General features: G+C 68.0%; 21 protein-coding genes and 1 pseudogene. 11 read left to right on the top strand and 11 right to left on the bottom strand.

The window, feature by feature from the left end; genetic code table 11:
* The first annotated feature begins 19 nt into the window (after window positions 1-19).
* Window positions 20-955: a helix-turn-helix domain-containing protein gene (locus tag ACIBAE_RS09555; protein WP_399283450.1), complete on the top strand. Its 936-nt coding sequence runs from the start codon at window positions 20-22 to the stop codon at window positions 953-955.
* Window positions 956-1602: 647 nt separating this feature from the next.
* On the opposite strand, the gene ACIBAE_RS09550 is transcribed toward ACIBAE_RS09555, so the two are convergent.
* The 5 genes from ACIBAE_RS09550 to ACIBAE_RS09530 form a co-directional block, all read right to left on the bottom strand.
* On the bottom strand, window positions 1603-2193 hold the full coding sequence (locus tag ACIBAE_RS09550) for a hypothetical protein (protein WP_399283449.1): 591 nt from the start codon (window positions 2191-2193) through the stop codon (window positions 1603-1605).
* Window positions 2194-2197: 4 nt separating this feature from the next.
* Window positions 2198-3514: a hypothetical protein gene (locus ACIBAE_RS09545; protein ID WP_399283447.1), complete on the bottom strand. Its 1317-nt coding sequence runs from the start codon at window positions 3512-3514 to the stop codon at window positions 2198-2200.
* A complete protein-coding gene (locus ACIBAE_RS09540; RefSeq protein WP_399283445.1) occupies window positions 3505-4251 on the bottom strand; it encodes an ABC transporter ATP-binding protein in 747 nt (248 codons plus the stop codon). Before ACIBAE_RS09540 ends, ACIBAE_RS09545 begins: the two co-directional genes overlap by 10 nt.
* A gap of 282 nt (window positions 4252-4533) precedes the next feature.
* The gene (locus tag ACIBAE_RS09535) at window positions 4534-4776 is read right to left on the bottom strand and encodes a hypothetical protein (protein WP_399283444.1); all 243 of its coding nucleotides are present in this window, start codon (window positions 4774-4776) and stop codon (window positions 4534-4536) included.
* Window positions 4777-5079: 303 nt separating this feature from the next.
* Window positions 5080-5460: a VOC family protein gene (locus tag ACIBAE_RS09530; protein ID WP_267008962.1), complete on the bottom strand. Its 381-nt coding sequence runs from the start codon at window positions 5458-5460 to the stop codon at window positions 5080-5082.
* A gap of 286 nt (window positions 5461-5746) precedes the next feature.
* Here ACIBAE_RS09530 and ACIBAE_RS09525 point away from each other — a divergent pair, with 286 nt between their 5' ends.
* The 7 genes from ACIBAE_RS09525 (at window position 5747) to ACIBAE_RS09495 (ending at window position 10562) form a co-directional block, all read left to right on the top strand.
* Window positions 5747-6220: a hypothetical protein gene (locus tag ACIBAE_RS09525; RefSeq protein WP_399283443.1), complete on the top strand. Its 474-nt coding sequence runs from the start codon at window positions 5747-5749 to the stop codon at window positions 6218-6220.
* A 152-nt stretch (window positions 6221-6372) separates the two neighbouring features.
* On the top strand, window positions 6373-7059 hold the full coding sequence (locus ACIBAE_RS09520; RefSeq protein WP_399283442.1) for a hypothetical protein: 687 nt from the start codon (window positions 6373-6375) through the stop codon (window positions 7057-7059).
* Entirely contained in the window at window positions 7056-7865 is an 810-nt protein-coding gene (locus ACIBAE_RS09515) for a hypothetical protein (protein WP_399283440.1), read from the top strand. Before ACIBAE_RS09520 ends, ACIBAE_RS09515 begins: the two co-directional genes overlap by 4 nt.
* Window positions 7858-8406 carry a hypothetical protein gene (locus ACIBAE_RS09510; RefSeq protein ID WP_399283439.1) on the top strand — a complete coding sequence of 183 codons (549 nt, stop codon included), beginning with the start codon at window positions 7858-7860 and terminating at the stop codon, window positions 8404-8406. The genes ACIBAE_RS09515 and ACIBAE_RS09510 overlap by 8 nt, the downstream gene beginning before the upstream one ends.
* 55 nt (window positions 8407-8461) lie before the next feature.
* The gene (locus tag ACIBAE_RS09505; protein WP_399283438.1) at window positions 8462-8992 is read left to right on the top strand and encodes an SUKH-4 family immunity protein; all 531 of its coding nucleotides are present in this window, start codon (window positions 8462-8464) and stop codon (window positions 8990-8992) included.
* A 362-nt stretch (window positions 8993-9354) separates the two neighbouring features.
* Entirely contained in the window at window positions 9355-9807 is a 453-nt protein-coding gene (locus ACIBAE_RS09500) for a hypothetical protein (protein WP_399283437.1), read from the top strand.
* 11 nt (window positions 9808-9818) lie between these two features.
* Complete coding sequence (locus ACIBAE_RS09495) at window positions 9819-10562, top strand: hypothetical protein (protein WP_399283435.1); 744 nt, start codon at window positions 9819-9821, stop codon at window positions 10560-10562.
* Window positions 10563-10862: 300 nt separating this feature from the next.
* On the opposite strand, the gene ACIBAE_RS09490 is transcribed toward ACIBAE_RS09495, so the two are convergent.
* Both ACIBAE_RS09490 and ACIBAE_RS09485 read right to left on the bottom strand, forming a co-directional pair.
* Window positions 10863-11714: a helix-turn-helix domain-containing protein gene (locus ACIBAE_RS09490; RefSeq protein ID WP_399283433.1), complete on the bottom strand. Its 852-nt coding sequence runs from the start codon at window positions 11712-11714 to the stop codon at window positions 10863-10865.
* Window positions 11715-11727: 13 nt separating this feature from the next.
* On the bottom strand, window positions 11728-12480 hold the full coding sequence (locus ACIBAE_RS09485; RefSeq protein ID WP_399283432.1) for a DUF6879 family protein: 753 nt from the start codon (window positions 12478-12480) through the stop codon (window positions 11728-11730).
* Between the two features lie 297 nt (window positions 12481-12777).
* On the opposite strand from ACIBAE_RS09485, the gene ACIBAE_RS09480 reads away from it, so the two are divergent.
* The 3 genes from ACIBAE_RS09480 to ACIBAE_RS09470 all read left to right on the top strand — a co-directional run bounded on the left by ACIBAE_RS09480 (window position 12778) and on the right by ACIBAE_RS09470 (window position 18690).
* Window positions 12778-12993: a hypothetical protein gene (locus tag ACIBAE_RS09480; RefSeq protein ID WP_399283431.1), complete on the top strand. Its 216-nt coding sequence runs from the start codon at window positions 12778-12780 to the stop codon at window positions 12991-12993.
* A gap of 257 nt (window positions 12994-13250) precedes the next feature.
* The gene (locus ACIBAE_RS09475) at window positions 13251-14051 is read left to right on the top strand and encodes a maleylpyruvate isomerase family mycothiol-dependent enzyme (RefSeq protein ID WP_399283429.1); all 801 of its coding nucleotides are present in this window, start codon (window positions 13251-13253) and stop codon (window positions 14049-14051) included.
* An 877-nt stretch (window positions 14052-14928) separates the two neighbouring features.
* Window positions 14929-18690, top strand: a complete 3762-nt coding sequence (locus ACIBAE_RS09470; protein ID WP_399283428.1) for a S8 family serine peptidase — start codon at window positions 14929-14931, stop codon at window positions 18688-18690.
* A gap of 293 nt (window positions 18691-18983) precedes the next feature.
* On the opposite strand, the gene ACIBAE_RS09465 is transcribed toward ACIBAE_RS09470, so the two are convergent.
* From ACIBAE_RS09465 to ACIBAE_RS09450, 4 genes and pseudogenes are all read right to left on the bottom strand, one after another.
* Window positions 18984-19118, bottom strand: coding sequence for a hypothetical protein (locus ACIBAE_RS09465; RefSeq protein ID WP_399283427.1), 135 nt, complete (start codon window positions 19116-19118; stop codon window positions 18984-18986).
* Window positions 19119-19585: 467 nt separating this feature from the next.
* Complete coding sequence (locus ACIBAE_RS09460) at window positions 19586-19804, bottom strand: hypothetical protein (RefSeq protein ID WP_399283425.1); 219 nt, start codon at window positions 19802-19804, stop codon at window positions 19586-19588.
* Window positions 19805-20271: 467 nt separating this feature from the next.
* Window positions 20272-20667: pseudogene (locus ACIBAE_RS09455) on the bottom strand (RHS repeat-associated core domain-containing protein); the annotation flags it as partial.
* An 8-nt stretch (window positions 20668-20675) separates the two neighbouring features.
* The gene (locus ACIBAE_RS09450) at window positions 20676-21365 is read right to left on the bottom strand and encodes a hypothetical protein (protein ID WP_399283423.1); all 690 of its coding nucleotides are present in this window, start codon (window positions 21363-21365) and stop codon (window positions 20676-20678) included.
* Window positions 21366-23297 lie beyond the last annotated feature (1932 nt).

Here is a 23297-nt window from a genome sequence, read left to right as displayed (position 1 = left end):
CGGTGTTCCGGCGACCGGCGTGACGCACGTCCGCCACCGGCACGCCTCGCGCTTCACCGTGGTCGGAAACCACCTCGCTCAGCACCGATCGCTGTCGCTGACCGCGATCGGACTCGCCGTGCACATCCAGTCGTTGGCCGATGGCGCGAAGGTCGGTATCAAGGCGCTGGCCGCGAAGTTCATCGAAGGCGAGACCGCGATCGCTTCGGCCCTTCGGGAGCTGGAGACGTACGGCTATCTGTGCCGTCAGCGCGAACACACCTCGGCGGGCCGGTGGGTGACGCGGACCATCTCCTTCGACATGCCGCAGTCCCTGGCCGTGCAGTCCAAAGCCGAGCCTCCGCCCCGCAAGCTCCAGCTTGTGCCCGTGCCCGCGCCCAAGCCCACGACGGGCCGTGCGGCCGTGGCACCGAAGCCGGGGCCCGCGCCGATGACGCCCCGGAAGCCGGCGGACGCCCGTACCGATACCCGTACCGATACCCGTACGACATCTACGGCATCCAGCGCGGTGGCCGCCGTGGCCGCCAGGGACCCCGGGCACCCCGTCGACCTCGCCGCCCACCGTCCCGGCGCCGACCTCCTCGCCGGGCTCCGGCGCGTCGATCCGCGCCTTGTCCTGGCCGAGCGGGACGTGGCCCGGCTGGCGCCCGCCGTGTCCGTCTGGCTGGAGCGAGGCATCGAGCCCGCCGCCGTACAGCGCACCCTGACAGCCGCCCTGCCCCACGGCCCCATTCGCCACCCGGCCGGGCTGCTCGCCCACCGGCTCGCCGAATTCCTGCCGCCGCCCCTTCCCGCCGCACCGACCGTGACGCGCCCCGATCCGCTCCAGAACTGCGATCGCTGCGACCACGCCTTCCGGGCCCCGGAGCCCGGCTGCTGCCCGGGGTGCGACCTCGCCGACACGCCGCCGGACAGCGGCCTGTCCCCACGAGCGCCGGTGTCGGCGGGGGCTTGAACACTTCCAACGTCAGAAACAGGCGGGGGAGAGAGGCCGGGCAGTGCGGGGAATGCGCCCTGAGGGCGTCCGGGCACTCGACTCCGCCGGGATTACGGGCTGGCGGAGCTCTCATTCTCGGATGTCGAAGGGTGACTGATCCAGACAAACGGCCTCGTTAGCCGGCTCGTCCGCCGAGCCCCAGACACAACGAGGTGGTGGCCGGCCGGAAGATCCCGTCCCTCCTCCGGGCAACACGGGGCAGGCACCCCGGTTGCTGGAGCCGCCCGGCGCCGTTCTCGGCGGGCGCGGCCAGAACGGCCCGGATCGCGTCGACGGGGCGCAGGGCACGGCACCGCCGGTGCGGAAGCGGACCGGGACGGGGACGGGCGCCGGGGAGAGGTGCCGCCGAGAGGTGAGGGAGCAGTGCGGGCACGGCCGCGCCCACGATGCCGTCCGCTCTGGTCGGCCCGCCGTGAGGAGTGCCGTGCCGACGCGGACGGTCCGGGTCGTGGTCCAGCCCGCCGCCGGACGTACCGTCTGCGCTCGCCGTGAACGACGTACGGTCACTCCGGCTGTCCGGTGACAGGCGCCGTCTCCCTGCCGAGGACCAGTGCCCGGGCCACCGCGTGCGCCTGCTGTCAAGCCTTCCCGAGACCGTTCCCGACTCAGCTCGCATCGCGGAGTATCGGGGCGGCCGGGGCCAAGGCTGTGCCGAGGGCCAGCATCACGGTCGCGGTGAGTGCGGCGGGTATGTGCTCCGGGGGCATGAGGATGACCGACCACGGCTGGTCCTGACCGTTGCCGCCCGAGTTGCCGATGAGCATCATCGTGATCACCCAGGCGACGGGCGTGATGGCGGCCGCCTGGTGACCCGCTACCCGGCGGGCGCAGAGCATCAGCCCGACCAGGAACGCCGTATTGCGGCCGGCGGTGTTCGCCGTCGGGGCGTCGAGGAGCACGGTGGCGGTGTACGACACGGCGATGGTGGTCAGGACGGTGATCAGGACCAGTGCCTGGTCGAAGCGGGGAACGGGACGGCTGCCCGAGGCCTCGGCTGCGGGGAACCTGCTGCTCAGGCAGAGCGCGAGCCCCATGCAGGCCAGGAGCGGGGCGAAGAGAACCAAGGGTCGGGCGGTGTCGCTACCCAGGGAAGGGAGGTCGACCAGCGTGTCCCCGGCCGCCGCGGTCAGTGCTGCGTACGCCGCGAGAGCGGCGGCGAGGACCGGGATCCGTCGCGTTCTCAGCCACAGGTGCATCGGATCACCCCTCCGTCCTGTCGGCTGTCGGCATGGTCTCCGGAGCGGGCTTGCACTGTTGAAGCAACGTGACGTTGCGCGTGAACCACGACAACTGCTCGGCGGGCGACAGCTTTGTCTCTCTGTCCACCACGGACATCACTTGGGGGTCGGCGGCCAGCTTCTGACTGTATTGGTTCTGGATCTCGTCGACGCCCATGCCGGCCTTGACCATGAGCCAGGCCGTGAGCGTGCCCGCATGGCCGGTGCGGGCGTCGGACGTGGTGGGACACGGCGGGAGCGTCGGCAGTGCCGAGGCCGCGACGCTCGCTCTCACGTCCACGTCGCCCATGTCCCGGTTGAGGAACAGCCGCCACGTCCCCAGATCGGTGTCGGCCGCTTCGGAGACGAAGGCGAGCTCCTTCGGCGGCTTCAGGCCCGCGTCGACGAGGCGTGGCACGATCTCCTTCGCGGCGACGGCCAATTGATCCAGGCTGTCGGCCGCCTCCAGGGGGACGCAGATCCTGGGGGAGTCGCCGGTGCATACGGGCGGGTCGGTGCGAGCGCGCGGGGGCGGGTCGCCGTTCCAGTCGCGTACGGGCAGGATGGCCGAGACGGTGAACACGCTCAGGCAGACCAGGGACGCGGCGGCTGCGGCGCCGACGCGTACGACGCGATGGCGACGCCATCGGGCGATCTCCGCGCTGACCAGGACGGCCGCCAGGAAGCCCGTGGCCAGCACCATCGGCACGGCGAGTGCCAACGGGTTCATGGTGGTGGTGACGTCCCCGTAGGGGGCGTCGAGCCATCCTGTGAGTTCCCGCAGCCACATCGGGTCCACGACTGTGACGGGCATCACCAGGCACAGGTAGTCGATCACGAGGATCAGGGGCGTGGCCAGAATGCGCGGCAGCAGCATGCCGAGCCCGTAGCCCAGGACCGTGTGGACGGTGATGAGATATCCGGCCATGGCCAGAACGCCCAGGTGGGGCCAGTCGTGTGCGGCGCCGGTCTCCATGCGCACGGTCAGCAGGCACACCACGACCGCCGTCACTCCGAGGAGTACCACGGGCCACAGCGCGCCGATCGCGATCGCGTACCTGCCGCGCACGGGGGCCAGTCGGTGGACCCCCGCCCGCCTCGTGCGCCCGGCCTCCCAGGCGGCGAAGGCGGCGCAGGCGGGGGCGTAGAAAGGAAGGGTGTGCCCGACCAGAGCGGTGTTTCCGGCCCAGTAGGCCGGTTCGTTCGCCGCCTCGTGGCTGCTGACCAGCCACACCCACGCGAGGACCAGAGGGGCGATCCAGACAACGCTGGTGGTGCGCAGTGTTGTTGCTATGCGCATGCCGCCTCCTCCTGGACGGTGGCGTAGTAGGCGGCCTCCGCGATGCGGCCCGGCGCGGTGCCGGACGGGGCCAGGGCGAGGAAGTCGCTTACCGCGCCGGCGTAGCGGATGACCCCGCCGTTGAGGACGACGACATGGTCGTAGGTGTCCTCCAGGTCCGCGACGTCGTGGGTGGAGAGCAGCACGTGCTGGTCAAGGCCGCCGAGGATCTCGTGGAAGACGCGTCGCTGGCGTGGGTCCATACCGGCTGTCGGCTCGTCGAGAAGGAGGACTTCGGCCTCGTGCACCAGGGACTGGGCGACGCCGACCCGGCGCTGCTGCCCGCCGGACAACCGGCGTACCTTCCGGTCGGCCATGTCGGCGAGTTCGACCCGCTCCAGAGCTCCGAGAGAGGCGTCCCAGGCGTCCCGGCGGTTCATTCCTTTCAGCCAGCCGACATAGGCCACCTGTTCGCGGGCGGTCAGCCGGGGAACCGACTCGATGTGCTGGGGCAGCCACGCGATGCGCCGGCGGTACTCGGCGAGGTCGCCACGCCGGTCGGACCGCCGTCTGCCGTACGCGACGGCGCCGGCCTGGGGCCGCAGCACGGAGGCGGCCAGGGACAGAACCGTCGACTTGCCGGCACCGTTGGGGCCGAGGAACACGGTCCGGCCGGGCGGAAAGGCGAAGGTGAAGTCCCGGATGACCGGACTACGGCGGCGATAGCCGAACGCGGCCGCGTGGAAGCCGATGGGCATGGTGCGTACTCTCCGACGGTGGGGGAAAGCCCGCACCGGTCCGGTGCCGGCCCTGGAATGCCTCAAATCACCACATGTGGACGCGCGTAGCAGACAACGTCGGTCCGCTTCCGCCGGAATTGGTGGTCCCATTCACCGTCTTGATCTGAAAGAAGAGGTCATCGCCCTTGCGATTGGTCCACTCTCCGTGGGACTGGCCTCCGCCGAAACAGGCGGTGAAGGTCTTCGTCTCCCAATTCTCGTTCGGGGTGGTGTAATTGTAGTTGATCAGCTGAACCGAGGTCACTCGCTGCCGGTCCCGTGATCCGGGGTTCTGCAGTTGTAGAAGTCGATGATCGTCGGCGCTGACCCGATGTCGGTCTTGCTGGACTGGAAGCCGGGCCGCACGCTCGAGAGGTGGCTGTCGATGGCCTCTACTGAGATCCCCCCTTGTTTGCCCCCCAGCGCGTCCTCAGCGGACGCGGCAGGTGCGGCAACGAGTGGCAGCAGGGCGGCGCAGGCCACAACGGCCGCGGTCTTGGACATGCTGATAGGGGAAAGCGTGGATCACTCCTGATGTGAGGTGTTTGTGAGGCCGGATTTGCCCCCGCCGTCCCCTTCGGCACTACGGCCTGAAGGAGAAGATCAAAGTTCGCCTAGGGTTCAGACCGCACGGAAGATCATCCTGGCGAACGTGATCTTCCTGGCCTGTCCCCACGAGCGCCGGTGTCGGCGGGGGGCTGAACACCGTTCCGACGAGAGCCGGGGCCCTTCCCGAGGCGACTGCGGCACCGACCTGCTGCAAACCCGGCCACCGGTCCCGGCTCATCTACCGGGGACGCGGAGCCGTCAGAGCGGGTTGAGGCGGGCCTTGAGCAAGCAGAACTCATTGCCCTCGGGGTCGGCAAGAACGTGCCACTGCTCCTCGCCGGTCTGGCCGATGTCAGCCGGGCGCGCCCCGAGCTTCAGGAGGCGTTCGAGCTCGGCGTCCTGATCGCGGTCGGTGGCGTTGACGTCGATGTGCAGCCGGGACTTCCCCGGCTCCGGCTCGTCCCTGCGGCTGAGGATGATCGTCGGCTGCGGGCCGCCGAACCCTTCGCGCGGCCCGATCTCGAAGCAGTCGTCCCCTTCGCGATCGAGCACGACGAAGTCCAGGACCTCGCACCAGAACCGCGCCAGCACCTCGGGGTCGCGGCAACCGAGCACGAGCTCACTGATACGACATGCCATTGACGAAACCTGCTCTCGACGTGGGAACCGCTGGGGTGGCCGCGCGGAAACTGGGCTCCCCGTAGCGGGGGAACGTGGTCGAGACCGTACCGGGTGACGCGAGCGGGTGAGGAGTTTTTTTGGGGCCGTCAACAAGCTGGAGACTCCCGGCCTCCCGGCGTCCCGAGTCGGCGGGGGGATCGGCGCTGACGTGAGCTGACCCCGGCCGCCGGTCGGCTTCGCCGACTCCCATTCTCCGCGCGGCTGTTGGACAATGGCGACTCGCGTAGGGGAGAGGGAGGTTCGCGTGCCGGACGCAGGCGAGGTGGACCCGGGGGAGCTGCTGGACGTCGCGAAGGACGAGGACCGGGCCCGCAGCCTGCACCGTACGCTGCGCAGCCTGAGCACCGGCCCCGACCCGAAGCTGCGGGAGATGGCCACGGCGATCCTGCGCGGCGACCTCACGGCGCGGCAGGCGTTCACCGATGCCGAGTACACGGCCGCCCTGTTCTCCGGGGCCGCTGAGGTCCGCCGCTCCGGGGAGAAGCGCTCCGCCGCCGCGACCCGCGAGGCCGGGGAACGCTTCGACACCTGGCAGCGACAACGCCGCGCCGAGGACGAGCGCGAGCACGCCGAACAGGACGCGCCAGGGAACGTGCCGAAGGCCCGTACGGTCCCCAAGCACCGCGCTGAGCGCGGGCGTTACTCCGGTCAGGGCGGTCAGGGCGGTCAGGGCGGTCAGGGCGACCCCGGCGCGGAGGGCCCCTTCCGCCGCCGCTGAGGCCCGGTCCCCGAAGCCCGGCCCCCCATCTCCCGCCGTATAAGGGGCACTTATGCCTCGTCATGCCGTCAGAAATCCCCTTGCGCAGTAGAATTCGACCGTCGCGGTGGGTGACCCGAAGCGGTCCCTCCAAGGCGGAGAGGGAAACGAGAATGGGAGTCGTACTGCCCGACGAGGCGGCCTGGGTGCTGGACCTCATCGGCGTCGAGTGGCCCAACGTCGACGAGGACGACTACCGCGACATGGCCGACGGCCTGCGCTCCTTCGCCTCCCAGATGCGGGACGGCAAGAGCGCGACGGAGGGCATCGTCCGCGACTTCCTGGAGGGCAACGAGGGCCTGGCGACGGCGGCCTTCGAGAAGCACTGGGGCAAAGTCAGCGACACCCATCTGGAACGCCTCGCCGAGGCGGCCGATCTCGGTGCGATGGCCCTGGACGGCGCGGCCATCGCGGTGGCCGGCGCCAAGGTCGCGGCCATCGTCCAGTTGGGCATCCTCGCAGCGGAGATCATCGCCGCCCAGGCCGCCGCGCCGTTCACGCTCGGGCTCTCCGAGGTCGGCGCACTCGGCGCCACGCAGGCCACGCGCGTCATCGTCCGGCGGCTGCTGAAGGAGGCGGAACACCTCCTCGTCGAGGAGCTCATGGCCGTCGCCACCGGCCCGGTCTTCTCCGCACTCGGCGGCATGGCCACCGACCTCGTCATCCAGCTCGGCGCCAACGCCGTTGGTTTGCAGGACGGTTACAGCCCCGGGAAGACCCTGCGCGCGGGCGGCGAAGGCTTCTCCGACGGACTGGACGCAGCGGGCAGGACACTCACCGGGCGGGGAGGCGACGCGTGAGCGACACCGTACGCAACGACAAGGACCTGCACGACCGGCTGGCCGACCGGATCACGTCCCAGGCCGACGAGCACGAGTCCGGCGCCCGTCCCCAACTGCGCCGCAGCCGCGCCGGGCTGGACCGGACGCGGGGCCGAGGCACCATGGCGGCAGCCGTCGAGGGCGGGGCGGAGAAGATCCTCCAGGCCATCGAGAAGGCGGAGGACCAGCTGCACAAGCACCTGCACGACGTGTCCAAGGGCGTGCGGGCCATGGGCGAGAACCACCAGCGCAACGACAAGGCGCTGGAGACGATGCTGAACAGCATCGTCACCCGCTCCCGTGACCAGGACAAGGTCCGCGACGGCGGCGGGATCGGCACGGACCGGCCGGACACGACGAAGGAGCCGCACACCGTCACCCTGGAGTGGAAGCCCGGCATGAACCGGCAGGGCTTCGCGCGGAAGGCGAACGCCCTCCAGCGCCTCGGCCAGGAGGGGGAGCTCTTCAAGTTCAAGGGCAGGACCCAGGACTACCGCGACAAGCAGATCACCGCGAGCTACAAGGGCGCACTGGAAGCGCTGATACGCGGCAACCACAAGGACGACCCCGAATTCGCCGAGCAGGCCGCACAGGCCGCCCGCGCGATGCAGCCCGACCACGTCAACGAGCTGCAGACCGGTGGTCCGGACGCGTGGCGTAATCTGCGGATGCTCGACCGGACGACGAACTTCGAGATCGGCACCCAGCAGATACGCCCGCAGATCAAGGATCTTCCGGACGGCGATCCCATCAGTATCGACGTCAAGTGGTGGCCGGATGACTAGCGCGAGCCCGGGGGCCCGCCTGCGCGGGACGGTGGATGCCCTGCGGTCGGCCAAGGCGGAGAGCCCGGACCTGTACCGGTACCTGCTCGGCGGGACGGTCGACGAGGAGACCGTGGCAGCGGCGGAGGCGGACGGGGTGCCACGGGAGTTCCTGGACTTCTGCCGCGTGCTGGACGGCGCGGACTGCGGACCGTCCGTGCGGCTCTTCGACCTGGAGGAGGCCGAGGAGCACCAGTTCTACTGCCGGCCGATCGACGGCTCCCCGCTGCCGCTGTCCCCGGAGAAGCTGTTCTGTATCGGGATGATCCACGAGGCGCCGGTCTACCTCGACCGCACGGGCGGCGGCGTCCTCGGCATCCCGGACGAGCACCGCGAGTGGTTCGACGCGGAGCGCTTCGAGCAGCTGGCGCAGGGGCTGGAGGAGTTCTTCCTGGAGCGGCTGGCCACGCCGGAGTACGCGCGGCTCGCACTGGTCGACGACGAGATGGTGGAGTACGACGACTGGCTGACGCTGCTGCGGCGGGCCGGTCTCACCGGCTGAACGGCCGGCACGCCCGAAAGGGCGGGACGAGAGCACGACGAAGGGAAGAGAACGCATGGCGACCCATGACGAGATGACGGAGCTGTTCGGCCCGGACCGCGTGGTCACGCTGGCTCGTCCCGTCGCCGAGGAGCGCGGCCTGCCCGAGGCCGTCACCGAGGTGCTGTGCGACGTCGGTGTGCCCGATTTCGTCGACGTTCTGTTCACTCTCGACACCGCCGAAGGCGGACCGGATCCCTTCACCGTGGTGCCGGTCGCGTCGGGCGGCGAGGAGACGCGCATCCTCGTACTGGGCGGACCGACCGACGACCCCGCGATGCGGTACTGCCTCGACCTGGACCGAGGCTACGTGATCCTCATGTCCTTCGACGACGAGCCGCGCGCCGAGATCGTGAACCGGACCCTCGCCGACCTCGTCGAATTTCTGTACCGCTTCGCGCTGCGCACCAAGCACCTGGAGCACGCCGCGCCACAGGACCGCGGCCCGTACACGGACAAGCTCGTTGAGTACCTCCAGGCCCGCGACCGGTACGCGTTCGCGCAGCCGGACAGCTGGTGGTCCATGGTCTTCGAGCAGGTCGGCTGAGCCCCGCGCAGCCACCCCGTACCGTTCACTCGGAGGGGTTCAAGCAGCCAGGTTCCGGCGCGGTAAGCACCGGCGACCGGGTCGGGTCAGCGCGACCGCGTGCGCCCCGGGCGGCCCGGCCCGGTCAGTGCGCGCTGAGGCCCCGGCGGGCCCTGCTGATGACGGCGTGTGCCTCGGAGCCGTACACCGCTGACTCCCGCAGCGTGTTCCAGACGCGGGGCAGACGGAATGACGAGAGGCCCTAGACCCCCGGGCCGTCACTCTTCGATCAAGCATCCGAGACCCGGCGGAGGTTCACCAACGTGGGCGCACCGGAAAAGACCACCCGATACCCGCGTCCGACCTTCCCCTGGAGTGCGCCTGTGCGTGCGAAGTTCCTGATCATGGCCGCCTCCGTTCTGCTGGCCACCAGTGCCCCCACATCAGCCTCGGCACTCGGGCCGGAGCCAAGCGCGTCCCAGGCCCAGTCCGTGGATGTGTTCCAGACCGGAGGTGATGCGGTGCACTACTCCAGCACGCCACCGCCGACGATCTCCGCACATGGGTGGTGGCTCGACAGGGACAGCGGAGGCGCCAAGGCGAAGGTCACCGTGGAACTTCAGATGCAGAGCGGTGGGAGCCGGCGCACCGTGGCCACCGGCTCCAAGACCGTCAAGCAGGGCGGCGGAAGCGCCCGTCGGGCCAACGCCCGCAAGACGTGCGTCGGCACCAAGGCGGCGAAGTGGCGCAGCCGCGTCGACGTGGACATCATCGGAGCCGCCGATTCCCCCAACAAGCTGGAGACTCCCGGCAAGACGTTCAACTGCGACGTCTGAAGAGACGGAGAATGACCATGGACGACAGCGCGAGGGAGGGCGAGGACCCTCTCGTGAGAGTCGAGGTCTACGGCGTGCTGAAACAAGACGCGTGGATCGGGCAGGTCAGCGTGGACCACGACCTGGACGAAGACTTGTTCAGCCTGGCCGTGAAGCGGGCCGAGGCGTACGGGTGGAGCTCAACCGTTCTCGGGGCGGGCAACGAGCTGGGAGGCCGGCGCTGGGTACATGCCGACGCCGGAGGCGACTGGTCCCAGGACGGGCAGGCACGGCAGCTGGCCTGGCTGACCGTCTACCCCGCCAGCGACCTGCAAGCCCAGCACCTGCCTGTCCTGCCCATGGCACGGGTCCTCACCGATGTACTCCAGCGCGTCGGGGAGCTGCGCTTGACCGGGCTCCGCGTCCGCGTGCCGATGCGGCTTGCCCGCGATGCGGGCTTCCGCCTCCGGGCCGCTGCGGACTGGTTCTCGCTGGCCTCACCAGATGCCCGTACCGACGTCACGGTGACGATCTCGACCGGGCCCGGAGTATGTGTGGCCGAGGTGCTTGACGTCGCCGCGCGGTGCGGTCACGGCCACCTGCGCATACACGAGACCAAGACTGACTCCTCCACGCCGGACATTGTGCTCGCGGGTACCTCCCCCGAGTGGACCTCGGACGCCGGAGCCTGGATCACCGAGGTCATCATTGAATCGCTGCGTGTCAGCGGCGTACGGGCACCGGTCGAGATCGCCGTCTTCCACGTGCCCTGCTGATCAGCGAGACGCCCGACGACGAGGGGCAGCGGTTGCTGCGGATCGTCCGCCGGGGCACCGACGGACAGCTGGTGGTCCATGGTCTTCGAGCAGGTCGGCTGAGCCCGCGGCGGACGGACGGGGACCTGCGGGCCCGGCGTCAGGTCCGGTCGCGTGTCAGCGGGCCGGTCGCGTGCCAGGCCGGTGGCGCACGTTCCCGCTGATGCTCTCTTCTCCGCACCCGGCCGGCCCGACCGCGTCCGGTCAGCGCGACCGCGTCCGGTCAGCGCGACCGCGTGCGCCCCGGGCGGCCCGGCCCGGTCAGTGCGCGCTGAGGCCCCGGCGGGCCCTGCTGATGACGGCGTGCGCCTCGGAGCCGTACACCGCCGACTCCCGCAGCGTGTGCCAGACGCGCAGATAGGTGGTGATGGCGTCCGTGTCCTCCAGCCACAGCTCGGCGTGCCAGTCCTCGGCGATCGCGAGACGCTGGTCGAAGAGCCAGAAGCCGTTGGCGGGCGGGATCTTCAGGGGAGCTCCGAACGGGATGATGCCCAGCTCCACCGTGTCCAGGCCGATCGTGCCCATCAGCCGGTCGAGCTGGGCGGCGAGGACCGGCGGGGGACAGATCAGGGCGTGGAGGGCCGCCTCCCACATGATGACGCGGAACTTCTTCTCCGGCTCGTAAAGCCACTCCTGGCGCTTCATCCTGGCCCGGACCGCGTCGTCCGCGTCCTGGACGGAGCCGAAGAGCGTCGCGTACCGGACGAAGACGTGGCGCGCGTAGTCGGGCGTCTGGAGGATGCCCGCGACCACCGCTTCCTCCCAGGCGTATACGACCTCGCTGCGGGCGACCTCCGCGTTCCACGTCTCCTGCACCGGGCGGTGGCCGGAGGCGAGCTGCCGCCGCCAGGACCGGATGTGGGACTCGAAACCTTTGAGGAGCGCGTGGAGTTCGTCGAAGGCGCCGGGCTGGTCGGTGGCCGTCGCCCAGGCGCGCAGGTCCTCCGGGCTCGCGGTCTGCCGGCCGTTCTCCAGCTTGGATATCTTCGAATTCGGCCAGCTGAGCCGCCGCGCCAGTTGCGTACCGGTGAGCCCGCCCCCGGGCCGCGACATACGAAGCTCCCGCAGACGCGCCCCGAGGGCGGCTCGTGCTTGCTGATAGTCCGTGCTCACCGGTTCACGCGCACTATTCCGTTGCGGTTACCCGCGCCGCAAACTGATCGAAGGGGACGGCATGGTGCAGCGCGGCGACGGCCGCCTGGGAGTAACGGACCACCTCCGCGGGCTCGGTTATCAGCTCGATGTCGAGGAGGTTGTCCGCGTCGTCGAAGTTCAGCAGCGCGATCAGTCGGGCGTCGAATATCCAGAAGTCCTCGGCGGGCAGCCGGAGTTGCTCGGCGTCGGCACGCCAGAGGTTGCGCATGTCCTCGCCCGTGGCCGCGTTGCGCTCCGCGTTGGCGAGCAGATACAGCTGCCCGGTGGTCGGCGGGCTGTCCACGATCCGGACGCGGCCGACGCGCTTTCCGGCCGCCGTCTGCGTCCGCATATTGGTGCACCACTCGTCGTCCAGATCCCAGCGGACGGTGCCCGTCTCCACGAACTCCCGGTACGTCTCGTCCGCCCGGTCGGAGGCATAACCGCGCCGTGTCTCCAGCCGCCAGGCCGAGTGCTCGAACGTCTCGAAGAGCCGGCCGAACTCGTCCGCCCCGATCAGCTGAGGCACCCGTCTTATCTCCTTCGGACCGAAGTCGACGAGTAACTCGCGTGACACGACCACCGCCGACTCCCCGTCGTCGAAATGCTGAAGCAGGCGCAGATCCCCGGGGTCGGTGAGCGGCGCCCCCTGGACGATAAGGTCTCCGCTGTCCAGGTCCTCGTGCAGGGCGGGGCAGCCGCCGTTCTTGCTGTCCGTACCGAGGAAGCGCAGTCGTCGCGCCATGGTCGTTTCCCCTTCCGTGGGGGTCGCGTCCGTCCAGCATCGTGGGGCCCGGGGCCGCGCACCATGGCGCGGGACGGCCGTACGCGAAAACTGACGCAAAGTTGGCCGGCGCCCGAGAAAAAACGGGAAAAGTCCCCACGGGCGGCGACCGTCCGCCTCTAGCGTTCTCTCCGTGGCCGCCACGACCGAGCGGCGGAGTACGGCTCGGCGGAATCCCTGAGAGGTCCCCGGACCTTCCGGGGACCTCTCAGGGATTCCGCCGCAGACCGGCCAGGCGATTCGCCGGGGGGCGCACGCATGAGCACGGACCGACCGGACATTGGCACGCTGGTGCTGGACGCGGGGAGGGACCTGGTCGGCTACGTGATGGGGCACGCGGGTCAGCGGATCCGGCTCCGGCCGCCGGTCGGTGACGCCGAGTGGGACTGCCCGCTCAGGGACGTCCGGCCGGCGGGGACGCTGGAGAGGCTGCGCGCGGCGGTGTGTGTCGTCAACGCGCAGTGGTTACCGTGACACCGGGCGTCCGGTCCGACCGGCGGCTCCACAACCGCGACCAGCTGGAGGGCTGGGCCTGCGCGCTGTGCGGGAAACGGCTCTTCGCGGACCGTATCGTCGCCACGATCCAGGTCCCGACCGGATACCCGGGGCCACCGGGCACAATGCCGTTGCTTTAGGCGGGCGGTGGGAGGCGAGGACGTCCGCAATGGCTGACCGGCGGCGACTGTGAAAATCGCTGTCCGATCACCGGGGCACGGTGATAGACATCCGGTGTGGAAAAGAATCTTGAGCTTCCTGACCTGCTGCGACTGATCGATGAACGGTCGACCGCCTTCCGCGCCGCGGTCGCCGCCGCTCCCGGTCTCGATGTGCAGGTGCCGACCTGCCCCGGGTGGACGCTGTTCGATCTGGTGAAGCACCTGGGTGGGGGAGACCGTTTCTGGGCCGCCATCGTCGGCGCGGGGCCTGCCGACGCTCCCCCGGCCGAGGCCACCGCTGCGCGCGCCGCTCTGGAAGTGCCGCGGGAGCGTGAGGCCCTGCTGGCCTGGCTGGCCGCGTCGACGCAGCTCCTGCTGGACGCCCTGCGCGAGGCAGGCCCGGAGAGCGGTTGCTGGACGTGGTGGCCCGCGTCGCAGTCACCGCAAACCTCCGGCGGTGTCGCCCGGCACCGGGCCCAGGAGACCGCGGTGCACACGTACGACGCCCAGCTCGCCGGGGGCGCTGCGCAGCCGCTGCCGGTCGAGGTGGCACTCGACGGTGTGGAGGAGTTCCTGTTCACCGTCTGCGGAACGCCGAGTGCCTGGCCGCACAAGCCCACGGCCTTCGACTTCCACTCCGCCGAGGGCCGCTCCTGGCGCCTCACGGTCGACGGCGACGGCGCACGCTCCGCCCGCATCCTGGCGCCCACCGCCGTGACCGGCGAGGAGTCGGAGGCAGCCGGCGCCTCCGTCCATGGCACGGCCGGTGAGTTGGTCCTCTACTTGTACGACCGCATCCAGGCCGAGTCCTTGCGCGTGGACGGGGACGCAGGGCTGCTCGACCTGCTCCGCGCCTGGGAGCCGGAGGAGAAGTAGGACGTAGCGGGGCGGTCGGCCGCGCCTTCACCGGCTCGACCGCCTTGTAGGCGCAGTCCACAACGGTCCACGTTCGCGGCCCCCTGGTGCGCGCAAGGGCAGGACGTAGGCCATGCCACCTCCTGTCGCGTCATGTTGTTGAGGACCAGGCGATAGGTCCGGCTGCTGGCGACCGGCCTGCCGGGCACCACCGCGCTGCGGCGGGTGAACAAGTCCTCGCTGTCCCGGGCCCGGTCCCGCCTCGGCCCGGAGCCGCTGGAGTCGCTGTTCCGCAGCGTGGTCGGCACCATCGCCACCCCGTACCCCCCGGACGGCGTTCTGAACTGCGCCTCGGCTTGCGTCCGGCCCCGCGCCCCGGCCCGCGCCCCGGCCCCGCGCCCCGGCCCGCGCCCCGGCCCGCGCCCCGGCCCCGCGCCCCGGCCCCGCGCCCCGGCCCGCGCCCCGGCCCCGCGCCCCGGCCCGCGCCCCGGCCCCGCGCCCCGGCCCGCGCCTCGGCCTGCGTCCCGGCCTGCGGAGCGCCCTGCGCCCCGGCCTGTGACCTGCTCCGCTTCCCACCGCACGTCTCAGAATGTGGACAGCCTGTCAGGTGCGTTCCGGAGCCACGCCGTGCGTCGGGGCGGAGGCTCCCTCCGCGCGCGTCCTCGGCGAACCACCGTGCCCCGTAACCGACTTGAATCGGTGCGGGGCACGCTGTCGAAGCCGGTCGGCCGGAGTCCGGCAGGGGGGTGGGAAAGATCACAGCGTCTCGCCTGTCGAACACTCGTATGGTCACCCCTGACACGCCGTCCTATCTCTCCGATATCCGGACAGTTACGGGCGGACGCAGATCTGGCAACCAGCCAGGGACCTGTATTACCGGCCACAAGGGAAAAACCTCTTGAAGTCATCACACATCCGCTGGACGGGGCTGGCCACCGCCGGTGCCGTCTTCCTGGCGCTGGCGGAGTTCTCTCCGGCGTCGGCGGCCTCCGGGGCCGCTGTCACCACTCCCACGGTGACGACCGCCGGCCCCCCCGGCGCCCACACCGTCACCCTGCTCACCGGTGACATCGTCACCACGCGGCAGTCGGCGGCGAAGGGCGCGGGCGCGCAGGGCCCCGGCGCACAGGGCGCGGAAAGCACGAACGGCGGCACCGTGACGGTGCGCCACGCAGACGGCACGCCGTCCGACGCCCGGATCACCGAGTCCGGCGGCCACCTCTACGTCTACCCGCGCACGGCGCTGCCCTACATCGCCTCCGGCGTGCTGGACAAGCGCCTCTTCGACGTCACCGGCCTGATCGCCGACGGCTACGACGACGCGCACCGAGGACAGCTGCCGCTCATCGTCTCCTACACGGACGCGGCGGCGCTCTCGCGCGGCACCGCGCCCACGGGGGCCAGGAAGGTACGCGAGCTGAGCAGCGTCCAGGGCGCCGTGCTCAGCCAGGACCGGAGCAAGGCGGCCGACTTCTGGGACTCCGTCACCGGTGGCCAGGACACGACGGGGTCGGCGTCACGGCAGTCCGCCTCCCAGCCCACCGCCTTCGGCGGCGGCATCTCGCACATCTGGCTGGACGGCAAGGTCAAGGCGGACCTCGCCGACACCACCGCCCAGATCGGCGCACCCGAGGTCTGGAAGAGCGGCGACACCGGCAAGGGCGTCAACGTCGCGGTGCTGGACACCGGCATCGACAAGGGCCACCCCGACTTCACGGGGCGCCTCTCCGCCACGGCCAGCTTCGTACCGAACGAGGACATCACCGACCGGATCGGCCACGGCACGCACGTCGCCTCCACCATCGCCGGTACGGGAGCCGCCTCGGCCGGCAAGGAGAAGGGCGTCGCACCCGACGCCGGTCTCCTGATCGGCAAGGTCCTCGGCAACGACGGTTCCGGGCAGGACTCGTGGGTGCTCGCCGGCATGGAATGGGCCGCCCGGGAGAAGCGCGCCAAGATCATCAACATGAGCCTCGGCGGCGACCCGACCGACGGCAACGACCCGCTCAGCCGGGCTATCAACAGCCTCAGCGCCGAGACCGGCGCGCTGTTCGTCGTCGCCGCGGGCAACGCGGGCGACGCCAAGACCATCGCCTCCCCGGGCGCGGCCGACGCGGCACTCACCGTGGGCGCCGTCGACTCCCTCGACGACATCGCCGAATTCTCCAGCCAGGGACCCCGGCTGGGCGACGAGGCCATCAAGCCGGAGATGACCGCCCCGGGCGTCGACGTGCTGGCCGCGCGATCCCAGTACGTGTCGGGGGGCTCCGGCTACTACCAGGCGATGAGCGGTACCTCCATGGCCACCCCGCACGTCGCCGGCGCCGCCGCCCTGCTGGCCGCAGCCCACCCGGAGTTCACCGGCCGGCAGCTCAAGGACGCCCTCGTCAGCAGCGCCAAGCCGACCCCCAAGTACACCGCCTACCAGGGCGGCAACGGACGCCTGGACGTGGCGGCCGCCGTACGCGCCACCGTCCTGGCCACCGGAGCCGTCTCCGCCGGGCGGGCCACCGCCACCGACAACACGTCGGTCGACCGGCCGGTCACGTACACCAACACCACCGGCACCCCGGTCACCCTGGACCTGGCCGTGGACGCCAAGAACGCGCCCTCCGGCCTGTTCACCCTCGCCAAGAAGCAGGTCGTCGTCCCCGCGCGCGGGACCGTGACGGCCAACCTCACCATCAAGCGGTCGCTCGCGGCGGTCTCCGCCCGCTACACCGGTCAGATCACCGCCGTCCGGCAGGGCGGCGGCCCGGTCCTCGCCCGCACCGCGATCGCCCTGGGCTCCGTCTCGCACAAGCTCACCATCGTGGTGAAGGACGGCAAGGGGGCACCGACCTCCGGCATCGTCGAACTGATGCGCGCGGGCGAGAACCAGCCCGAGATGTACGGCATCGGCGCGGGCGGCCGGGACATCTACCTGCCCGACGACGTCTACTCCGTCATGTCCTTCATGGAGGTCCAGGGAGCCCACGGCCCGAACTCCCTCGGAATGGCCCTGCTCGGCAACCCGGACGTCACCCTCGACCGGGACACCAAGGTCGTCCTCGACGCCTCGGCCCTGCGCCGGATCGACATCACCACCCCCGAGGAGAGCGCCACCACCTACGAGCGGCTTGAGTACACCCGCACGATGGGTGGCACACCCTGGCGCTCCGTCGTGGAGACCAACGGCATCTACGACAGCGTGTGGGCCCAGCCGACCACGGCGAACGTCAAGCACGGCGACTTTCGCCTCACCGCCCGCTGGCGCAAGGAACAGCCCGCGCTGACCGTGTCCAACGGCAAGACCGACTTCGACGACCTGCTGCGCCAGCAGGACACCACCCAGCTGCCCCAGGGCAAGTGGAAGCTTCCCGTGGTGTTCGCGGGCAACGGCGCCACCGCCGACTACGCCGGTCTGAACGTCAAGGGCAAGGCCGTCGTCGTACGGCGCAACGACTCCGTCTACGACAGCCAGCAGGCCGCCGCGGCGGCCAAGGCCGGCGCGAAGCTGCTCCTCGTCGGGAACGACGGCTACGGACGCTCGGTCCGCAGCTACGCCGACGGACCCGGCGGCCCGACCCCGATCGAGGTCGCGCTGCTGAGCAAGGACGAGGGCGAGAAGCTCATCCAGCAGGCCCGGGGCGGCAAGGCCACACTCACCGTCGTCTCCCAGCCGGACAGCGAATACCTCTACGACCTCGTCGAGACGCACCAGAACAAGGTCCCCAAGGAGCTTGTCGAGAAGGCCACGAAGAAGACCCTGGCCCGCGTCGACGTCGGCTTCCACCACCAGGTGAAGGGACAGCGCGGCGCGGAGTTCCGCTTCGACTGGCCGACGGACGTGGGCGACTGGGCCCTCGGCACCCTCACCCCTGTCCCGGTCAACAGCGAGCGCGTCGACTGGGTCTCCGCCGGCGACTCGTACCGCTGGGGCCAGGAGGCCTACGTCGAGGGGCTGGTGTACGAAATCGCCCCCCGCAGGAGCTACCAGGAGGGAAGTAAGAGCGAGGAGGACTGGTTCCAGCCCTTCCAGCGCCCGCACCTCAACAACAACTACCGCCTGCCCAGCCGCAGCGGCAGCTGGCTGAGCCTGGACATCCCCGGCTGGGGAAGCTCCGACCACGTCGGCATGGCCATGGACTACCAGGCCATGCGGGAGACGCTCACCCTGACCCAGGGCAAGACCGAACTGGCCAAGGGCACGGGCACCATCGTCTCCGCCAACGCCCCGGGCACCGGAGCACTCCCGTACAAGCTGGCCGTGACGACCGAGCGGGACGCCTCGCTCAGCTCGTACGCCACCTCGACCAGGACCGAATGGGACTTCACCTCGAAGGCCCCGGCCGGCGACACGACGGCGGTCCTGCCGCTGCTCCAGCTCGACTACGCGGTCGACACCGACGACAAGGGCCAGGCCAAGAAGAAGGCCGACCTGTCCGTGACCGCCGCCCATGTCCCGGGCGCCGCGGGCACCGGCACGGTGGAACCGGTCACCCTCGACGTCTCGTACGACGACGGGAAGACCTGGCAGAAGGTGTCCGCGGACCGCAAGGGAATCTTCACCCTGGACGCCCCCAAGAAGGCCACCTTCGTCTCGCTGCGGGCGACCGCGCGCGACAAGGCGGGCAACGCGGTGACCCAGACGGTGATCCGCGCCCTCGGCATCAAGTAACTCAGGTAGCTCACGCAACTCACGTAGCTCACGTAACCACCTGAACGACCTGTGCCTGAACGACCCGTGCCCCGGGTGGGACGCGCACCGGCTTCCGAGCCGGCCGCGCCCCACCCGGGGCACGGCCATGCGGGACGGGGGGGCTGGGGCATGCCGGGCCGTCCGCCCGGGTTCCCCTGCCGTGAGGTCTGTTCCCGCTCCTGCGTGGTGACGGCTGCTGTAGCCGGTGGCGCTCGTGGTGCTCCCTCCTGGAGCATGGAGGCGATCCCTTCCCGAGCAGTCGGGCACAGGGATCATTTCTTTTTCTTGCGGATTTCATCGCGCATTGCCCGAAATCCATCAATCACGTTGCCGATATCGAGAACCGTGTAAATTCCTCGCCCCACGAATGTGAGGGCACGCCACAGAGCTCCCATGCCAATGTCCACTGACTCTCATTGCCTTTCGCGCAGATATGCCTGGAGCAAGTCCCTGGCTTGGCCCTGCCCTGTCGCCGTTCGTGTTCCCGCAGATCCTCGTCGGCGTTTTCTTTGACTGCGCCCGTTGGCTGTTCAACGATGTCGTGGAACTGGATACGGGCTCACCTCATGCGAAGCCGTATTCGCATTCCCACGATCACGCCGGTAAATGCGAGAGAGAAAGCTAGGACGCCCTGTCCGCCCCTTCCTCCCCCACCAAAAATGCCACACCCGCGCCACAAACCCGCTCACCCGCGAGCCGGCCCCGCGGCCGGGACAGCAGCGCGTCCCGCCCGCGCTTCGGGATCTGCATGTTTCGATCACCTTTCGTGGTCCATGTGACGGGGTGGCGGGGGCGGTATTATTCCCGTCCCCCGCCACGTCTAACCAGCGGAGAATTTGTCTCCACTAAAGCCTGAAATTTTCGACGCATGACATTATTTCTTCTTTCCTTTACCGTCAATCGCGTTCTTTTCCCTTACATATAGCCTATTGCCGCTCAGTCCGGTCCCAATGAAGAGCACCCATGCAACAATAGCCGCTTTAACAGTTGAGGAATCTGCAACACCTAGGGCAGTTGCTATTACCGATGCCGCGACACCGACGACGCACCACAGAATTGCCCACGCAATGAGTTGCATATAGAACTTTGGCATTTATTTTCCATCCTTTCAGTCCATACCCTGAATGAGTTTCGGGGTGCGCGGTAACCTCACTCCCGCGCACCCCGAAGCGTCTGACCACCCTCGCCTGGTTGCTGGAGACAGGGCAGACCTTATTCTATACTGCGATTATTTCTGCCCGGTAGTCATTTGCGACATTTCCCCCCGCCTTTGAAGAAGTATCGCGCATACTTGAGCTTGCCAACAGACGCGCCCGCGAATCCTGGGATGGCAAAGGCCCAAATATTTTTAACGTGGTCGTTTCTGTTCATTCGCTTCTTGCGCTGGAACGAGTACCGCGCCTGATAATCGATCGAGCCAGTTGCGGCACCGATGACGAAACCTGCAGCGAGGCACCCAACTCCTGCGGTCATGCCGCAGATTGCACCAGTAGCCACAGCGCCCCCTACCCACGCGCCGACTCGGATGCCCCTACGCGCCCACTTTCTCCAGCTTTTCTTCTTGAAGGTTCTCCACTTCTTCTTGAAGCTCCACTTGCCGTCGAGGTCGAATCGGTTGATGGGGTCCGCGTGGGCGTATTCGTAGGCGTTGAGGTTTCCTCCGTAGACGGGGTCCACGGAGAGGAAGCGTCCGGTGGTGGGGTTGTAGAGGCGGACGCCCATGAGGGTGAGGCCGGTGAGGGTTTCGGCTGAGCGTTGTTTGGCGCCGAGCCAGTTGTAGCGGGTGGGTTGCTGGCCTTCGCGGGGGTTGCCGTATTCGTCGTTGTCCAGGGCGGTGGGTGCCTGTTCCGGGTCCAGGGGGAGCTGGAGGGCTGTGTCGCCGTGGATGTTGGTGAGCTGGAGGACGGTGTCGCCGGTCTTGCCGGTGGTGGCGCCGAGGTCTCCGCCAGCCCTCTCAGGGGTGGTTATTCTTTTCGCTCTTTCTTCGCCTTGAGTACAAGCCCTACCAGTATTCCCATTGCGACAATAAAAGTTGGCTTTAGTATATTGGAAATGGATTCGTGATTATTTTCCGAAAGAGATATCGCCCCGAAGATGGCTAGAACTGTCGCCGTCGTGACGTTGATGGCGGTCTGTAGCTTCCTTGATGTTTTAGCCATGCTGGCTAGGCCTGGCTCGAAGCCCTGTTTCGCCACGGGCCACGCTGTGGGCACAGCCAGGGAAAACAGAGCAAGAACGGAAAACAGGACCCATGACTCAGTGCTCACCAGCGTGTCGAATACAGAATCTGCTACCACAGCAGCCGACTTGCCTCGGAATCCGATTCCACCCACTACTCCAACTATAGAGACGTAGACCCCGTATATGGCTATCCAGATGCCAAAGGAGGACAAGCGAGTGCGCGAGCTTCCCGCTCCGCGGGAGAGGGACATGGGTTTCCACCTCCCTGCTCTTGCCGAGTGGAGGGGCGTAAAAGGGTAGGCGACACATCCGACATAGATTGCAACAATCTCGATTCTGTACGAGGTGGCTGCACCCCAGATGGAATCTCCGGAGGACGCAGCAACTCCCGCAGTTCCAGATGAGAGGAGCCAGAAATTCCGGAACGCTGAAATGATCCGACAGTTCAAATCGGATACTTCCCTATCGGGCATTGCATCACCTTGCTTCCGTACGATCGATTCGTGCGGCGACATTGCAAACTTCGCCGTACTCGAACAACTGTCGAGACAGTGGCGTGTGGGTATCCAGGGCCCGCACGCCACCGCTCACCTACTCCTGCTCGGCCGGTTCTCGCTTGACGGCTAAGGCGAAGTTACCTTCTGTGCTCCCTGCCCTAGGTCGTGAAGTACGCCGCAGAGCGGCCCTGCCTGCCACGCATTGACGCTACCTGCATAGATAGGGCGTAGCGGAAGAGTCTCAGAGTCGAGGCTGCGGTCGGCCCGCCATTCCTGGACTACCAAGCATCGAAGATGGTACGAAAATAGACACAAAGGGCGAGTAGCGATACTCAAGGCGCCAGGGAGAGCATGTAAACGGCCCCAGATGTCCGAGCCGCACCCTTGCGGGCTATTCCCGTCAGGAAGAGCGCGAGTAGCAGACTGTCAAGCCCTAGTGCCGCTTGAGTCCAAAAGACCACCAGTAAGGGATGTGTTCACCGGTGCAATCCTTACACGGGAATTCAACCGCAACCACCAGACCCGATACCGCGACACGCTCATACCAGCGGCTTGATCGCCAGAACCCCCATGGGATCTGCACCCAGCCGCAAAAGGCTGCCTCACGCCGATCAGCCAGGGGGCGGCCTTGCCATAGACCCAACCGCGCGTTGCTTACGCTCAACCCTATTTGACTTTTTTGTTACTTACTTGACCGTCTCTGCTTTCGCCCATCTCTGATTTCTATGGCCGAATACACCACGATGGAAATTCCCAGAAGGATCTCAAGTCCCCCCCACGCCAGCTGCCATCCCGACTGCTGAAGGCGGTCTATCCCACTGGAAATCATGAATGGGGCGAGAAAAATTAGATACGTTACCCTGTATTGCATGACGCCTTCCGTGATGCATTCGTCGAGGAATTACGCTTCCGACGGGAGGGCTGGCACGTATGACCACGCACCAGCCCTCCCACCGACTTAACGCTGATTACTTACAGCTACTTCTTCCGGTGTATTTCCGGCAGACCGACTCTCGCCCCGCGTAGGTCAACGAGTCATTCCAGTCGCGACGGAACTGGCGATTATTGTTCCAGTTGCTGTAGTCGCTCATTACTGTTTGAACCCCTCAGCCGGCTCCAGCGCAAGTGACGAGCCTACCTCCAGATTTCAGGCATCGCTTGGCCGTGCCACGCGGGCTCTTCGCGGCTCTCCAGATATTCCTGACCGTCTTCACGCGGCCGAACGGCGCGACCATCCCCGCCGCGCTGAGGGAGAACTTTCCAGACCAGTAGATCGAACGCCAGTTTGGGTTGCCGCCGACCCGGTGTCTTTTGTTGTGGAATCGATTCCACTGCTTCTTGCCCCAGCTTCACTTGCCATCAAGGTCGAATCTATTGATGGGGTCTGCGTGGGCGTATTCGTAGGCGTTGAGGTTGCCCTCCGTGGATCGGGGTCCACGGAGAGGAAGCGTCCGGTGGTGGGGTTGTAGAGGCGGACGCCTGCAAGATTGCGGTCGGTAGAATTTTGGCCGATCGCCGCTTTCCGCCGAATCAGTTGTATTATTCGAAACTCGCCTCATAAATAAGGCGGCCGCCATTACAACCAGCGGACCGCCTCGGATCAATTTCTACGAGAGGCAATTACTCGTGACCTATATTTGATTATTCTTTTCTCGTCAGCCGATTCCATGCCGCGCGCAGCAAGTGAAACGTCTCAAAGAATAGATTGATCGTACAGCCGATGATCATTGCCAGGATCAGCCATCCGGTGATTCCCGTAAGCCCTTGGAGTAGCCCAAGGAGAGCGAAAAGAATCCAGGAGATGATAGCCTGCCGGAATTTCTCCCACCGAGAATATTTTACCATTTGCCCCACTTACAGCTACTTCTTCCGGTGTATTTTCGGCAGACCGACTCTCGCTCCGCGTAG

Origin of the sequence: Streptomyces sp. NPDC051569 (assembly GCF_044454085.1) — a bacterium.
Classification (GTDB): domain Bacteria; phylum Actinomycetota; class Actinomycetes; order Streptomycetales; family Streptomycetaceae; genus Streptomyces.
The sequence above is the reverse complement of the archived record's forward strand: the minus strand, read 5'-3'. Positions and strand labels throughout refer to the sequence as shown.

Excerpts from the sequence above, each read along its gene's own strand:
- ACIBAE_RS09480 (WP_399283431.1), top strand. The coding sequence starts at position 12,778 with ATGAGCACGGACCGACCGGACATTGGCACGCTGGTGCTGGACGCGGGG.
- ACIBAE_RS09505 (WP_399283438.1), top strand. The coding sequence starts at position 8,462 with ATGGCGACCCATGACGAGATGACGGAGCTGTTCGGCCCGGACCGCGTG.
- ACIBAE_RS09450 (WP_399283423.1), bottom strand. The coding sequence starts at position 21,365 with ATGCCCGATAGGGAAGTATCCGATTTGAACTGTCGGATCATTTCAGCG.
- ACIBAE_RS09545 (WP_399283447.1), bottom strand. The coding sequence starts at position 3,514 with ATGCGCATAGCAACAACACTGCGCACCACCAGCGTTGTCTGGATCGCC.
- ACIBAE_RS09550 (WP_399283449.1), bottom strand. The coding sequence starts at position 2,193 with ATGCACCTGTGGCTGAGAACGCGACGGATCCCGGTCCTCGCCGCCGCT.
- ACIBAE_RS09460 (WP_399283425.1), bottom strand. The coding sequence starts at position 19,804 with ATGCCAAAGTTCTATATGCAACTCATTGCGTGGGCAATTCTGTGGTGC.
- ACIBAE_RS09510 (WP_399283439.1), top strand. The coding sequence starts at position 7,858 with ATGACTAGCGCGAGCCCGGGGGCCCGCCTGCGCGGGACGGTGGATGCC.
- ACIBAE_RS09535 (WP_399283444.1), bottom strand. The coding sequence starts at position 4,776 with ATGTCCAAGACCGCGGCCGTTGTGGCCTGCGCCGCCCTGCTGCCACTC.
- ACIBAE_RS09495 (WP_399283435.1), top strand. The coding sequence starts at position 9,819 with ATGACCATGGACGACAGCGCGAGGGAGGGCGAGGACCCTCTCGTGAGA.
- ACIBAE_RS09520 (WP_399283442.1), top strand. The coding sequence starts at position 6,373 with ATGGGAGTCGTACTGCCCGACGAGGCGGCCTGGGTGCTGGACCTCATC.
- ACIBAE_RS09485 (WP_399283432.1), bottom strand. The coding sequence starts at position 12,480 with ATGGCGCGACGACTGCGCTTCCTCGGTACGGACAGCAAGAACGGCGGC.
- ACIBAE_RS09530 (WP_267008962.1), bottom strand. The coding sequence starts at position 5,460 with ATGGCATGTCGTATCAGTGAGCTCGTGCTCGGTTGCCGCGACCCCGAG.
- ACIBAE_RS09540 (WP_399283445.1), bottom strand. The coding sequence starts at position 4,251 with ATGCCCATCGGCTTCCACGCGGCCGCGTTCGGCTATCGCCGCCGTAGT.